The organism is Mesorhizobium sp. J428, from assembly GCF_024699925.1.
Taxonomy (GTDB): Bacteria; Pseudomonadota; Alphaproteobacteria; order Rhizobiales; family Rhizobiaceae; genus Mesorhizobium_A.
The window spans coordinates 3,039,509-3,052,875 of record NZ_JAJOMX010000001.1 but is presented as its reverse complement, the minus strand read 5'-3'; the positions used below and the strand labels follow the sequence as shown (position 1 = coordinate 3,052,875).

12 protein-coding genes and 2 pseudogenes are annotated in these 13,367 nt (G+C 62.8%); 5 read left to right on the top strand and 9 right to left on the bottom strand.

Annotated features, from left to right (window positions below; translation table 11 throughout):
• Positions 1 to 90 precede the first annotated feature (90 nt).
• Both LRS09_RS15435 and LRS09_RS15430 read left to right on the top strand, forming a co-directional pair.
• On the top strand, positions 91 to 1,293 hold the full coding sequence (locus LRS09_RS15435) for a glutamine synthetase family protein (RefSeq protein ID WP_257807680.1): 1,203 nt from the start codon (positions 91 to 93) through the stop codon (positions 1,291 to 1,293).
• Positions 1,293 to 2,060 (top strand): gamma-glutamyl-gamma-aminobutyrate hydrolase family protein, encoded by a 768-nt coding sequence (locus tag LRS09_RS15430; RefSeq protein WP_257807679.1) that lies wholly within the window; start codon positions 1,293 to 1,295, stop codon positions 2,058 to 2,060. Before LRS09_RS15435 ends, LRS09_RS15430 begins: the two co-directional genes overlap by 1 nt.
• 60 nt (positions 2,061 to 2,120) lie before the next feature.
• On the opposite strand, the gene LRS09_RS15425 is transcribed toward LRS09_RS15430, so the two are convergent.
• The 5 genes and pseudogenes from LRS09_RS15425 to LRS09_RS15405 form a co-directional block, all read right to left on the bottom strand.
• A complete protein-coding gene (locus LRS09_RS15425) occupies positions 2,121 to 2,456 on the bottom strand; it encodes an FCD domain-containing protein (protein ID WP_257807678.1) in 336 nt (111 codons plus the stop codon).
• A 184-nt stretch (positions 2,457 to 2,640) separates the two neighbouring features.
• Positions 2,641 to 2,730 (bottom strand): annotated as a pseudogene (locus LRS09_RS15420) (GntR family transcriptional regulator); the annotation flags it as partial.
• Between the two features lie 166 nt (positions 2,731 to 2,896).
• Complete coding sequence (locus LRS09_RS15415) at positions 2,897 to 4,549, bottom strand: ABC transporter ATP-binding protein (protein WP_374684847.1); 1,653 nt, start codon at positions 4,547 to 4,549, stop codon at positions 2,897 to 2,899.
• Between the two features lie 5 nt (positions 4,550 to 4,554).
• Positions 4,555 to 5,367 (bottom strand): ABC transporter permease, encoded by an 813-nt coding sequence (locus LRS09_RS15410; RefSeq protein ID WP_374684918.1) that lies wholly within the window; start codon positions 5,365 to 5,367, stop codon positions 4,555 to 4,557.
• A gap of 17 nt (positions 5,368 to 5,384) precedes the next feature.
• Positions 5,385 to 6,326 carry an ABC transporter permease gene (locus tag LRS09_RS15405; RefSeq protein WP_257807675.1) on the bottom strand — a complete coding sequence of 314 codons (942 nt, stop codon included), beginning with the start codon at positions 6,324 to 6,326 and terminating at the stop codon, positions 5,385 to 5,387.
• Between the two features lie 477 nt (positions 6,327 to 6,803).
• Here LRS09_RS15405 and LRS09_RS15400 point away from each other — a divergent pair.
• Positions 6,804 to 7,919, top strand: a pseudogene (locus tag LRS09_RS15400) (serine hydrolase domain-containing protein); the annotation flags it as partial.
• 183 nt (positions 7,920 to 8,102) lie between these two features.
• Here LRS09_RS15400 and sigJ read toward each other — a convergent pair.
• The 4 genes from sigJ to LRS09_RS15380 are packed head-to-tail and all read right to left on the bottom strand — an operon-like array spanning position 8,103 to position 10,808.
• Positions 8,103 to 8,906: an RNA polymerase sigma factor SigJ gene (gene sigJ, locus LRS09_RS15395; RefSeq protein ID WP_308240355.1), complete on the bottom strand. Its 804-nt coding sequence runs from the start codon at positions 8,904 to 8,906 to the stop codon at positions 8,103 to 8,105.
• Positions 8,907 to 8,961: 55 nt separating this feature from the next.
• Positions 8,962 to 9,426 (bottom strand): carboxymuconolactone decarboxylase family protein, encoded by a 465-nt coding sequence (locus LRS09_RS15390; protein WP_257807673.1) that lies wholly within the window; start codon positions 9,424 to 9,426, stop codon positions 8,962 to 8,964.
• Positions 9,427 to 9,462: 36 nt separating this feature from the next.
• Entirely contained in the window at positions 9,463 to 10,056 is a 594-nt protein-coding gene (locus LRS09_RS15385; RefSeq protein ID WP_257807672.1) for a glutathione binding-like protein, read from the bottom strand.
• Positions 10,053 to 10,808: an SDR family oxidoreductase gene (locus LRS09_RS15380; protein WP_257807671.1), complete on the bottom strand. Its 756-nt coding sequence runs from the start codon at positions 10,806 to 10,808 to the stop codon at positions 10,053 to 10,055. Before LRS09_RS15380 ends, LRS09_RS15385 begins: the two co-directional genes overlap by 4 nt.
• Positions 10,809 to 11,093: 285 nt before the next feature.
• On the opposite strand from LRS09_RS15380, the gene LRS09_RS15375 reads away from it, so the two are divergent.
• Positions 11,094 to 12,041 (top strand): alpha/beta hydrolase, encoded by a 948-nt coding sequence (locus LRS09_RS15375; RefSeq protein ID WP_257807669.1) that lies wholly within the window; start codon positions 11,094 to 11,096, stop codon positions 12,039 to 12,041.
• Positions 12,042 to 12,043: 2 nt separating this feature from the next.
• Entirely contained in the window at positions 12,044 to 13,360 is a 1,317-nt protein-coding gene (locus LRS09_RS15370; RefSeq protein ID WP_257807668.1) for an FAD-binding oxidoreductase, read from the top strand.
• Positions 13,361 to 13,367 lie beyond the last annotated feature (7 nt).

The following is a 13,367-nucleotide window of genomic DNA, read 5'->3' as shown; positions in this document are numbered from 1 at the left end:
CGGGTCGCAATCTGCGACTTGAACGGCGTGATGCGAGGCAAACGCATAGCTGTCGATCAGGCCCAGAAGGCATTCGATGGCGGCATGCGCATGGCATACTCGCTCGCGGCGATGGATATCTGGGGCGAAGACATCGCCGGCAATCCACTTGTCTACGGGAACGGCGATTCCGACGCCGTCTGCCATTGGACAGGTAGGTCGATCGTACCGATGGACTGGACCCCGCGCCCGACCGCGCTCATCCCCATCACACTCGCCTACGACGACGGGCGTCCCTTTCTGGGCGACCCGCGCCAGGCGCTTGCGGAGGTTGTGCGGCGCTACACGGCGCGCGGACTTACGCCGGTTGTTGCAACGGAACTCGAGTTCTATCTTTTCGACGCCCAGTCCAGGAAACCGATCGGCCCCGTCTCGCCTGCTACGGGCAAGCGCCTCAACTCCGATGCAGCGCTGTCGCTGGATGAACTAGACGCCTTCGAGGCGTTCATCTCCGATGTCTACGCAGCCTGCCGGGCGCAAGGCATTCCAGCTGACTCGGCCATCGCCGAAAATGGCGTCGGCCAGTTTGAGATCAACTTCAACCACGTTCCAGACGCGCTCAAGGCTGCCGACGACGCGGTGCTGTTCAAGCGCGCGGTCCGCGGCATCGCACGACGCCACGGCTTCATCGCCAGCTTCATGGCCAAACCTTACGGGAACCGGGCCGGCAGCGGCCTGCATGTCCACTTCAGCCTACTCGACAAGGAGGGCATCAACATATTCGACGACGGCACCGCCAGAGGATCGTCGACGATGCTGATTGCGATCGGCGGTCTTCTCGCCGGCATGGCCGAAAGCACGCTGATCTTTGCCCCGCACTTCAACTCCTATCGTCGTCTTCGCCCCAATTCCTACGCGCCGACCGCCGTCGCGTGGGGCTACGAGAACCGTATGGTTGCAATCCGCATACCCGGCGGCCCCGCCAAGGCGCGGCGGATCGAGCATCGGGTTTCCGGCGCGGACGCCAATCCCTATCTTGTGCTCGCTGCCATCCTGGGTTCTGCGCTCGCGGGCATCGAAGGCGAACTAGCGCCCTCGGATCCGCTGCTGCCGAGCGCCGACATGACCCGGCTCCCCAGGCTGCCGTCAGACTGGCGTTCCGCCGTGGATGCTTTCGAAGCCGGAGACATCATCGCCAGCACTTTCGCAGCCGAGCTGCGAGGTCCACTGGCGGCGTGCAAGCGGCAGGAAGCCGAGACGTTCGCAACCCGCGTCAGCGAGTTCGAGTATGAAACCTACCTGGAGACGATCTGATGCGGTCTCCCCTCGTCGCTGTCGCCACCGACACGATCGCATTTGATGGCACCGACTGGTTCGCCACTCAGCGCCAGTATGTGGCGGCGGTCTTTCGCACCGCTGGGCTAACGCCGCTGCTTGTGCCCAATCTCGGCGAAGCACTCGACCACGCTTCCATTCTCGACGTTGTCGACGGGCTCTTGCTGACCGGCTCGAAGTCGAATGTCTTTCCCGAGCTTTACGGCGCCACGGCCGATGAGGCGACCGGTCCTTACGATCGCGCCCGCGACGCCACCACCTTTCCCCTGCTGCAAATGGCGATCGGGAGAGGGATTCCCCTCCTTGCGATCTGCAGGGGAATGCAGGAGTTGAATGTCGCACGCGGCGGCACCTTGCAGACCGAGATCCAGGAAACGGCCGGGCGGCTCGACCATCGTGCGCCATCGCTTTCGGAACGGTCTGCGCGCTTTGCACCGCGGCACGAGATTTTGCCGCGTCCAGCCTCCCAGTTCGCGAACCTGGTCGGCACCGACCCCGTTGAGGTCAACTCATTGCACAGGCAGGCGATTGAGACTGCCGGCAACGGCATCGTTATCGAAGCAACGGCGGCTGATGGCATTGCTGAGGCGGTTTCGGTGCACGGCGCACTCGGGTTTGCACTCGGCGTGCAATGGCATCCCGAGTTCGCCTCTGAGACGGATCCTGTGTCCACAAAACTGTTTGCGGCATTCGGCGATGCGGTTCGATTGCATGCGCGCCGACGCACCGCGATATGGGCAAACTAGGCGGGAGTGCGCGACGTCGCACTCCGAACCCTATGCTCCGAGACCACGCCGGCGCAGCGGTCACGAAGGTTCGTGAAAACGCGCGTGCGCCAACAGGTAATCTGCGCCTGCGAGGATATCGCGCGACATCGCGTCGCGCGCTTTCGGACCATCCTTTTCCTCAAGGGCGGCCAACACGTCCTGATGAAAATCGATCTCTAGGATCCCGGACAGATGCCCCTCAAACATGCCGGCATATGAGCGCAGGAACGGACCAACCTGCATCCACAGCGTTTCGATCACGAAGATCATCTGGTCGTTGCCGCAGTGCCGGTAGATCGAGAACTTGAACTCGTAGTTTCGGCGTAGATAGAGTTCCAGATCGCCTGCCTCGGCGGCCTCGGTGAGTTCGGGCACAGTTACGGCGGATCGTGCGCAGATGATTACCGTTGATGTTGGCGCAGGCCCACTCAGTGGCGGCGCCCTCGATCAGGGCGCGCAATGTCATGAGCTGTCGATACTTGTCGGCCGTCATCTCCGGCACAACCATGCTCCCGTTGGGCAACGCGTCGAGCGCTCGGAGCGAATGGAGCCGAGACAACGCGCTGCGCACCGGCATGTCGCTCGTGCCAAGCTCGGCAGCGACTTTTCGGGACGTGAGCTTCTGGCCTGGCGCGAAACTGCCCGACATCAGTGCTCTCACGATCTCCTGGTAGATCTTTTCGTGCACGGGAACAGTGTCGACCGCTGTGAGGCCGAGTCCCGACTTGCTGGTCATTTGCGTTGCCCCATCCATGGCGCTGCGTTGCTGCCTGCCCCCGAGGGCGTAGGAAACCGGCAAACCACCGTCAAGTCCGTCATGCTGCCGGCTCCTGTCCCTCGACCGGGGCAGTCCTGCCGAAGCTTCGATCGAGCAGCATCGCCGCCTCCAGCAGACGGCGTGTGTAGGCATGCTTGGGCCGGTCAAAAATATCATCGCGAAAGCCGATCTCGACGATTTTGCCGTTCTCCATCACCGCCACGCGATCCGCGACCTGTTCCACTGCGCCGAGGTCGTGCGAGACGAACAGGCAGGCGAACGAATAGCGCCTTTGCAGGTCGCGTATGAGCTCGAGAATCTGTTTCTGCACAGTCATGTCCAGCGCAGATACCGGTTCGTCGGCGACGACGAAGGCCGGCCGCCGCACGATCGCCCTTGCGATTGCGACGCGTTGGCGCTGTCCGCCTGAGAGCTGGTGTGGAAACCGGCGCAGGAACTCGGGACCGAGACCGACCTCGCGGAACACTTCGTCGACACGATCCGCCCGCTCCTTCCTGGACAATGCGCGGTCGAGCCGGAGAGGTTCGCCGACGATGTCGCCAACCCTCTGGCGCGGATCAAGCGACGAATACGGATCCTGGAAAATGATCTGGATATCGGAACGTAGCTCTGGCTGTGCACGCCGCGCCAGGTCGATTGCGGTGCCGCGGAAACGGATCTCGCCGGACGTGGTCGGCGTCAGTCCGACAATGGCCCTGCCCAGGGTCGTCTTTCCCGAACCAGATGCGCCCACAAGCGCCAGCGTCTCGCCACGCCCGACGGAGATATCGACGCCGTCGACTGCCCGCTTGGGCTCACCGCGACGCATCAGCGTCGAGCGACCCGGATACTCGACCACGACGCCCCGGACATCGAGCAACGGCTCGACACGCGCCTGCGATCGCGCGCCCCCGGCATGGCGCTGCGGCAAGGCGTCGACCAGACGGCGGGTGTATTCGTGTTGCGGGGCCTTCAGGACGTCGAGACTGCGCCCGCGTTCCACTGCCTTGCCCTTCAACATGACAACGACGTCGCGCACGTAGTGCGAAACCATGCCGAGATCGTGGCTGATCAGCAGCACCGCCGTCTCGTTCTCCTGTGTCAGTTCGACCATCAGGTCGAGCACGTCGCGCTGCACCAGTGTATCGAGCGCCGTGGTGGGCTCGTCGGCGATCAGCAGCTTCGGCCTCAACAGCATGACCGATGCGATCATGATGCGCTGACGCATGCCACCCGAGAATTCGTGCGGATAGGCGGCCAGGCAGCGCACCGGATCCTTGATCTGGATGCGTTCGAGCATCGCCAGCGACCGGTCGCGGATTTCCGAGTCGCTCAGTCCTTGATGGAGCCGCAGCCCCTCGGCCATCTGGCGTCCGATCGTCATAGACGGATTGAGCGAAACCATCGGTTCCTGGAATATCATGCCGATCTGCGCCCCGCGCACGCTGCGCAAAAGGCTTGGCGTGGCGCCGACGAGTTCGGTGCCATTCAGGCTTATGCTGCTGTCCGGAACCATCTCAAGCGGGTGCGGCAGCAGGTTGAGGATCGCGCGCGCCGCCATGGTCTTGCCGGAGCCGGATTCGCCGACGAGCGCCAGCATTCCGCCGCGCTCGATCGCGAAGTCGAGGCCGTCGACGATGCGGTCGCCCTCCCTGCCGATCGACACGGAGAGATCTTGGACCGCAATCACATGCGGGGATGTGTCGCTCATCGCCATCACCTCTGCATCTTCGGGTCGAGCCAGTCGCGCAGCGCATCGCCCAGCATGTTGATGCCGAGCAGGGTCAGTGAAATGCAGATGCCCGGGAGAATGATCAGGTGTGGTGCCTGGGTGATGTACGGGCGCCCTGTCGCAAGCATATTACCCCAGGTGGGCGCCGGTGGAGGCACTCCCAGCCCAAGGAAGGACAGGGCGCTTTCGGACAGGATGACCCAGCCGAACATCGAGGTCGCGAGCACCGTCATCGGCGCAATGCAGTTAGGCAGCACGTGGCGGAGCATGGTCGCCACCTGGCTGTTGCCCATGACGCGCGACGCTTCGACATATTCGCGCTCCCGGATCGACAGCACGCTCGCCCTGGCCACGCGCACCACCGCGGGCGTGTAGGCAAGCCCGAGCGCCAGGATGATGGCGTTCCGGCTCGCGCCCGAGATGGCGATGATGCCGAGGGCCAGCAGGATACCGGGAAATGCCAGCATCGCATCATTGAAGGTCATGATCACCCGGTCGGTCCATCCGCGGAAATAGCCGGAGAGCACGCCGAAGATCAGCCCCGCGACGAGGGCAAAGGCGACCGTGCTGACCGAAATCATGATGCTGGCGCGCGCGCCGTAGATCAGGCGCGTCAGGATATCCCTTCCAAATTCGTCATTGCCGAGCAGGTATTTGGCCGACGAACCAGCAAGGCGCGCCGACAGGTCCAGCCCGAGCGGATTGTGCGGCGTCAGCCAGGGTCCGATGACGCCGACCACAAGCAGAATGCCCACGACGGTCGAACCGATGATGCCGTTGATCCCCGTGCGGCCTATGCGTCGTGCGAGCGTGCTCATTGCGCAATCCTGGGATCGAAGACGGGATAGAACAGGTCGACGACCAGATTCACGATGACGTAGATGAAGGCGACGAAGAGGATGCAGCCCTGCACCGTCGGGTAGTCGCGGGCATAGATCGCATCGACCAGCAGTCGTCCAAGGCCCGGAATCGTGAACACCGTCTCGATCACGGCGATACCGCCGAGCAGGCTTCCTAGGATAAGGCCGATCAGTGTCCAGGTCGGTGCGAACGCATTCTTGAATGCATGACGCCACATCACCGCGCTTTCCGAGAGGCCCTTGGCGCGCGCATGGGTGATGTATTCGAGACGAGCCACCTCGATCGTGCTGGCACGCGCCATGCGCACGATGGAGCCGATCTCGATCAGCGTAAGGGTTGCAACCGGCATCACCAGGAAGATGGCAGCGGCTGCGAAGTCGTCGCGAAAACTCACGTAGCCGATGATCGGAAACCAGTTCAGTTCCAGCCCAAACACCAACAGGATCATCAGGCCGAGCCAGAAACTCGGGATCGACAGCAGCAGCGTCGAAATGGCGACGACGACAAGATCGGTGGCACTGTTCTGCCGCCACGCGGCGAGCATGCCGAGCGGGACCGACACCAGCACGGCCAGTCCGACCGCCACGAGCACGATCGTGGCGGAGACAGCGAAGCGCTCCAGCATCAATGGAAAGACTTCCTGGCCCGTCGTGATCGACGACCCGAAGTCGCCGCTCAGGATGTTCGTCAGCCAGACGAAATACTGAACGGGCAGCGGCTTATCGAGCCCCATGAGGCGCTGCATATGCTCGATCTGATGCGGCTGGGCGAGGTCGCCGAGCATCAGCTTGGCCGGATCGCCGGGGATCAGCCGCACCATCACGAAGACCGCGACTGTCACGATGAACAGGGTAGGGATTGCTGAGATCAGCCGGGCGACGACGAAACGCATCATGACGCGTGCCTCCTGCTTGCTCGACGAGCGAGCACGTCGACAACACGGCTCACACATAGCGTGCCGCACCCACTTTCACATTTCATCGGCGAGTGTTCCCTGTTCCCGCACCTTGCTTCCAGCTTTATATTGCGATCGCAGATCGCGCAACTGGCGGAAGAAAATCTTCGGCGCACGGACGATTTCCCTTGCGATACAAGCAGGTCTCGAACAGATTGAGCAACAGATACTAGCGGACTTGTCTCCACTTTGGGACGTCGGCCGCCCTGTCCCTCGGCGGGATCGCGGTTCGCCGGTCAGCGTCTGCGGTGTCTGGAATAGTGGGCAAGGGATGTGATGGGGTCAATTCCTGTTCTGAATCTCAACGGTGACCCGGGCGTTGCCGGCTTGGCCCAAGGACGCGCCCCTGCCCCGGCGATCCAGCGCTTCGCGTTCGACGAAACCCAAGCCCCTGTTGAGACGGCGGAGATTTGAACGATGAACGTCCCCGGTCCCAAAGCCTGGCGCGATCCTTCCAATCCGGGCGGGGAACTTTTGCCGCAACCGGGCTGGCACCTGCCACCGTTCCATCGCTGGTCCTTCCAGCACATGCGCGAGATGACGCCGACGGCAGGCGTGCGACGTGGGCACGGAGATGTGTGGCAACTCGCTCAGGCCCGCCGTGACGTTGGCGGCGTTTCCTTCGAAAGCCGGGGACGAGACCTGACGATCGACAGCTACATCGAGGAAAGCTTCACGGACGGCTTTCTCATTCTCCATCACGGGGAGATCATCGACGAGCGCTACCTGAACGGCATGGCTCCGGAACGGCTGCATCTTTCGATGTCGATGGCAAAATCGATCCTCGGCAGCGTTACGGGTATTCTCGTGTCGAGGGGCGACATCGCGCTCGATGCGAAGCTTCCCGAATACCTGCCGGAACTTGAAGCGACTGCCTATCGGTCAGCGAGCGTGCAGCACATCCTCGACATGACCACGGGCGTGACATTCGACGAGACCTACGAGACGCCCGGCTCCCATATGCAGAAGCTCGGCAATGCCTGCGCGTGGGGCGGCCGTGGCGGGCAGCCCCATTGGCCGAAGACGATTTGGGAACTGGTTCTGGAGCTTACAGAGCAGGAGCGCCCGCACGGCGACCTCTTCCTCTATCGCTCAATAGAGACCGACGTGCTCGGCTTTCTGGTCGAGCGCGTCAGCGGCCTCTCGCTCGCCGACCTTGTCTCCCGCGAGCTGTGGCAGAAGCTGGGCGTCGAGGAAGACGCGGCCTACACGGTTGATCGCGGCGGGTTCGCCCTTGCCGACGGCGGTTTCAACGCGACGCTGCGCGACTATGGACGCTATGCCCAGATGCTCGCCGATGGCGGTCGCGCACGCGGCGTGCAGGTGATACCCGAAGCCTGGGTCGAGGATACCCGGTTCGGCAAAGGTGGACGCTTCGAAGGTATCTATACTGACGTCCTGCCCGACGGCGGCTACCACAACAAGTTCTGGCAGGTCGACCGCAAGCGCGGCACGGTGCTCTGCCGCGGCATCTACGGCCAGTTCATCTATGTCGACCGCGAGCTCGGCTATGCCGGCGTCAAGCTGTCGACCTGGCTATCCCCCTCAACAAGGAAAGCGCCATCGACACCGTCGCCGCATTTGAAGCCATCGGCCGGGAATTGGGCGCGCCTTGAAAGGCCCCTGCCGTCCGAGGCGAGGTGCCAACGACCAGCCTTAGGCGCTTGTCGCCCGAACGACGCACTCGCTCTCATCGGGCGTGATACTCCGAGGTATCTATTGTATAGTTCCAACGTGCGCAGGCATATGGGCGAGTTTGTCAGGATTCCTTACTTTGTAAATTGCTGCAATACGGCCGTCTTCGATCTCGAACGACGTTGTTTGAAGTGTACCGTTGTACACACTGACATAGCCTGGCAGACCATCGATCCAGATCTGTCGAACTATGCTTTCGACATCGCCATACTTTCGGAAAAGGCCGCTATAGAGACGGAGGGCCTTGTCGAGACCGATGATAGCGTTCGGGAACGCCAGCACTTTGCCGCCTCCATCCGATACGATCCTGACCCCTTCGGCAAGGATGGCGCGGAGGGTTTCGACGTCACCTGTTCGGGTCGCATTGAGGAATGCCATGGCGATCCGTTCTCCATCATCGCGGGCGATCGGATAGCGCGGCTTGTCGGATTGCACATTGCGACGGGCCCGCGACGCCAGTTGCCGGACGGCCGCAACGTCGCGGTCGAGCGTTGCAGCAATCTCGTCCATCGGGGTGCCAAAGACATCATGCAGCAGGAACGCGGCGCGTTCGAGCGGCGACAGTCGCTCCAGTGCCAGCATGAGCGTAACGGTGAGATTGTCGGCCCTGAAATCGTCGTCGGGCTCGGGCAGCGGGTCTGGCAGCCAGCTGCCAATATAGGTCTCGCGTTTGAGGCGGGCCGATTTCATCGCATCGAGGCATAGCCGGGTAACGATGCGGTTCAGGAAGGCCGGCACGTTGCGAACTTCGGACACGTCCGCGCACTGCCAGCGCAACCAGGCGTCCTGCACGACGTCCTGTGCCTCGGCGACCGAACCCAGCATCCGGTAGGCGAGGCGCAGCAGCCGCGGCCGCTGCGCCTCGAACAGACGGGCTGCTTCAGACACTGTGTCCATGGCTTCCCTCTGGCGGATGAACGGCACGCAGCCCCACTTGCAGCCTGTTCCACAGGTTGATCGCCCCAATGGCCAGCGTCAGGTGCACCCTTTCCGTTTCGTCGAAGGAGGCTTCCACCAGCGCATAGTCCTCGTCAGGCGCTCCGGTGCGTGCGACATCGGTCAAGGCTTCGGTCCAGGCAAGTGCGGCGCGCTCACGCGCCGAGTAGAGCGTGGATTCACGCCAGGCGTCGAGCAGATAGATGCGCATCTCGGTCTCGCCGTCCGCACGGGCGGCTCTGGCATGCATGTGCAGGCAGAAGGCACAACCGTTGATCTGAGAGGCGCGCAGCTTGACCAGGTGGAGGACTGTCTTGTCCAGGTTTGCCGCAATAGCAGCCTCGACGGCATACATGCCCTTGATGCCTGCGGCAGCCTTGGACATAGGGTCGACAATGCGTGGTGTCATGTTGATCTCCAATATGAAGTGTATCAGGTTTTGAGGTCAGACTAGGCCTTCGGTCGTCATTGCAGCCCGGACGGCGTGTCGTTTACGCATATGCGCGCGCAGATCGGCCATCGGCTGCGGAACATCCACGTCGAAGCGCTCGGCCCAGAGCAGCATGACGAACAGGTAGAAGTCGGCGACCGTTGGCTCTTGTCCGAACAGGAATGTGCCCTTCATGCCTCCCGACAACAGAACCAGCAGAGCGTTCACCGTCTCCGCGGCGCGAGCGAGCTCGCGCTCGGAGCCGCCATGCCACATGGGCTTGAAGGCGCGATGCAGTTCGGTCGACACGAAGGCGAGCACTTCGATCAGCCGGCTATGACCGAGCGGACCGGCGGGCGCAAGCTGCGGATAAAGCGTCGCCAGATAGTCGAGGACGGCGATGTTCTCGGTCAGCATCTGGCCGTCGGCGAGGATCAGCGCGGGGACGTAGCCCTTGGCGCTGATCGTCCGGAAGTCCACGCCGTGTTCGGTCGTGTGCGTGCGGATGTCGACGCGCTCGAGGTCGAATGATGCCCCCGCCTCGCGCAGCGCAATGTGGTCGGCCAAGCTGCAGGCACCCGGCGCATAGTAGAGCTTCAACCGGCTCATGTCCGCAATTCTCCGCGGCCGAGGAACGCATCGAACGTGGTTGTCGCGAGCTTGGCCGGGCCAGCCGGCACGAGCGAGGTCTCGTCGAGCACGACGCCGAAATAGGTCGATGCAGGGTCGGTGATGACGACGCGCGGGTCGTGCGCCGCTGCGAGAAAGCGCGCGACCATGCGGTCCAGCGGCTCACGATCCGGGCCGGCAATCTCTACCAGCCCGTTCACGGGTTCACCCAGCGCGATGTCGGCCACGGCTTCGGCCACATCGTCGGAGATGATCGGCTGGATCAGCGCCGGCGACAGCCGAACCTCATTGCCCTGAGTTGCCGCGCGCGCGATGGCGCCCATGAACTCGAAGAACTGCGTCGAGTGAATAATGGTGTAGGGGATGCCAGAGGCTTCGATCAACTCTTCCTGTGCCTGCTTGGCGCGGAAATAGCCGCTGGCCTGCAGCTTCGCTGTGCCGACGACCGAAAGGGCTACGTGATGAACGACACCTGCCCTCTTCTCGGCAGCAAGCAGGTTGCGACCCGAGGTCTGGAAGAACTCCATTGCTGCCGCGTCCTCGAAGGAAGGCGAGTTGGCGAGGTCGATGACAATCGAAGTCCCTTCCAGGGCCGCGTCCAACCCCGCACCCGTGATGGTGTCCACCCCCGTCGAGGGCGCGGCAGCGATTGCCTCATGACCGCGCTCGCGCAGCTTTGTGACGGTCTTCGAACCGATCAGGCCGGTTCCTCCGATGATGACGATCTTCATGTTCGTGGCTCCTTTTGGATGCTTCACGAACAAGACGAGGCGGCGCGAGCCAACGTGACATCAGATGGCGATTATTCTCGATAGAGCGCAGAGTTCCGGGCGTCCCAAGGCCCATCGACGCGCGGGGATTCCTTCCGACTGGAGACGATCTGAAATCGCGGAAATGGCAGGTGAAGCGCCTTGTAGGCAAACTAAAAATTATGTTACCATATTTAAATTAATCAGGATAAAAAATTTTAGGCGAGTTATTGCCTTCGCTGCGGATGCGCATACAGGAGAAATCGCATGGCCGGTGACGACGATCGGAGATTCCCACTTCATCCCGACATGATGGTTCTGGTGGACGCGCGACGCCCGACGCCGCCGGGTCAGAGTGTGCAGGCCCAGCGCGATAGCTGGAATGCCTATGCGGCCCGACTGGCTCAGCCTCATCCGGACACGCTCGACGTGACCGACACATCCGTGCCTGGCATGGAGAGGGATGTGCCGGTTCGTATATATCGCCCGAAGACGCCAGCTGCGGTAACGCCCTGCATGATCTACCTGCACGGTGGCGGCTACATGCTGGGCGATCTCGACAGTTCGGATTCGATAGCATGGGGTTTCGCCGTGGAAACCGGTGCGACCGTAATCAGCGTTGATTATCGCTTGACGCCAGAACATCCCTGGCCGGCCGGCTTCAACGATTGCTGGTCGGTATTGGTCTGGGCAGCTGAACAAGGCGCTGCGATCGGCATCGATCCCGACCGCCTTGTCATCGGAGGCGACAGTGCAGGCGGGCGTTTCGCCGCCTCTCTTAGCCAGAAGGCAAAGATCGAGGGAGGTCCGAAGATCCGCGCCCAGGCAGTGATCTACGCCAATGCGGGACCGATCCCCAACGCTGGCTCGATGGTGGATTTCGCGACGGGTTTCGGCCTCACCGCAGCTCGCACCACAGAATTCGGCGAGCTCTTGTTTCCGGACGGCCCGTGGCTCGACGATCCTGTCGCCTTCCCTGTGTTGGCCGACGATCTGACGGGCCTTCCGCCGACATTGGTGCACATGGCGGAATACGACCCGATCCGCGATGCCGGGCGGGCATATGCCGCAAAACTGGCTCTTGCCGGCAACGACGTCACCGTGCGAACTGCGCGGGGGATGATACACGGGTTCATGCGCGCGCGCTTCACAGGGGCTCAGGCAGCGGCAGAGCATAAGTTCATCTGCGACTTCCTCGCCAGCCACATGGTCTAGTCATGTTGATCGATCGCGTAAGGACGCGAGGCGGGCAGGCCTATCCAGACAGCCTCTATGTCGATCAGCTCGTGTCGACACCGCCAGCGCGCGTTGCTTTGCGCGACGATCTGAAGATCGACGTGGCTGTTGTCGGCGCGGGTTTCACAGGCTTGTCGGCCGCCCTGGCTCTGGCCAAGGTGGGCATTGACTGCGCGGTGCTTGAGGCCAATGCGCCGGGGTGGGGTGCGTCCGGCCGCAACGGCGGCCAGCTTAATCCGGGGCTGAAATATGCGCCCGGCCAAGTGCGCAAAGACCTCGGCGAACGTGCGATGCGGATGTCGCAGAATGCCGCAGACCTGGTGTTCGAGCTTGTTGAAGAGCAAGGCATCGCCTGCGATATCCGCCGGGGCGGAACGCTTCGCGCGGCGGTCGATCAGGGTACGCTGGCCGATCTGCATGCTCTCGCGCGCAGCGCGCAGGCAGAAGGCTTCGACTACCAGATGGTCTCGCGCGACGAAGCCGCTGCCATGACGGGAAGCACACGGTATACCGGGGGGCTTCGCGATCCGAAGGGCGGCCAGCTCAACCCGCTGAAATATGTTCTTGGGCTTGCTGCCGCTGCCGAGCGGGCCGGAGCGCGAATATACGGCGATACGCCCGTTCTCGGGGCCGAGGATACCGGCGGTCGCTGGCTGCTGACGACACCGCAAGGCGGCGTTTCTGCCAAGGCGGTCCTGGTCGCCACCAACGGTTACTCCGGAACTTTGGTGCCGAAGCTCGCCCGCTCGGTGCTTCCAGTCTACAGCGCCATCATAGCGTCGAAGCCTTTGCCGCCGGCAATGCGCTCACGCATCGCAGCGGGCGGAGAATCTGTCTTCGAGACGGGCGCAATCACCACCTACTATCGGGTCGATAGCGAAGGAAGGCTGATCTTCGGCGGTCGCGGCGCGATGGCGGACCGGAGCGGTCCCGGTGCATTTCCCTCCCTGGCCGCTTACGCGGAATATCTATGGCCCGGGATAGGGGCGGTCGGCTGGGAATACGGCTGGAACGGGCGGCTCGCATTGACCGCGGACCACTACCCTCACGTGCACCAGATAGGGGCAAGGGGCTTCGCCTGTCTCGGCTACAACGGTCGCGGCGTCGCCATGGCTACGGTGATGGGACAAGAGATGGCGCGCGTGCTTGCCTCGACGCTGACCGGCGCAGCGCATGTGCCGGCATTTCCTGTCAGCCCGATCCGGCCGATCGCGTTCCAGCCTGCCTGGCCGATGGGCGTTAACCCATCGCTTGCCTTGGCGAAAGCGAAGCAGTGGTTCCGCAACCGGCGCGGCTGATCCGAAC

Coding starts and splice junctions, on each gene's coding strand:
- sigJ (WP_308240355.1), bottom strand. CDS start 8,906: ATGCTGGGTTCGGTCGCCGAGGCACAGGACGTCGTGCAGGACGCCTGG.
- LRS09_RS15390 (WP_257807673.1), bottom strand. CDS start 9,426: ATGACACCACGCATTGTCGACCCTATGTCCAAGGCTGCCGCAGGCATC.
- LRS09_RS15415 (WP_374684847.1), bottom strand. CDS start 4,549: ATGAGCGACACATCCCCGCATGTGATTGCGGTCCAAGATCTCTCCGTG.
- LRS09_RS15435 (WP_257807680.1), top strand. CDS start 91: ATGGCATACTCGCTCGCGGCGATGGATATCTGGGGCGAAGACATCGCC.
- LRS09_RS15385 (WP_257807672.1), bottom strand. CDS start 10,056: ATGAGCCGGTTGAAGCTCTACTATGCGCCGGGTGCCTGCAGCTTGGCC.
- LRS09_RS15405 (WP_257807675.1), bottom strand. CDS start 6,326: ATGATGCGTTTCGTCGTCGCCCGGCTGATCTCAGCAATCCCTACCCTG.
- LRS09_RS15375 (WP_257807669.1), top strand. CDS start 11,094: ATGGCCGGTGACGACGATCGGAGATTCCCACTTCATCCCGACATGATG.
- LRS09_RS15380 (WP_257807671.1), bottom strand. CDS start 10,808: ATGAAGATCGTCATCATCGGAGGAACCGGCCTGATCGGTTCGAAGACC.
- LRS09_RS15370 (WP_257807668.1), top strand. CDS start 12,044: ATGTTGATCGATCGCGTAAGGACGCGAGGCGGGCAGGCCTATCCAGAC.
- LRS09_RS15430 (WP_257807679.1), top strand. CDS start 1,293: ATGCGGTCTCCCCTCGTCGCTGTCGCCACCGACACGATCGCATTTGAT.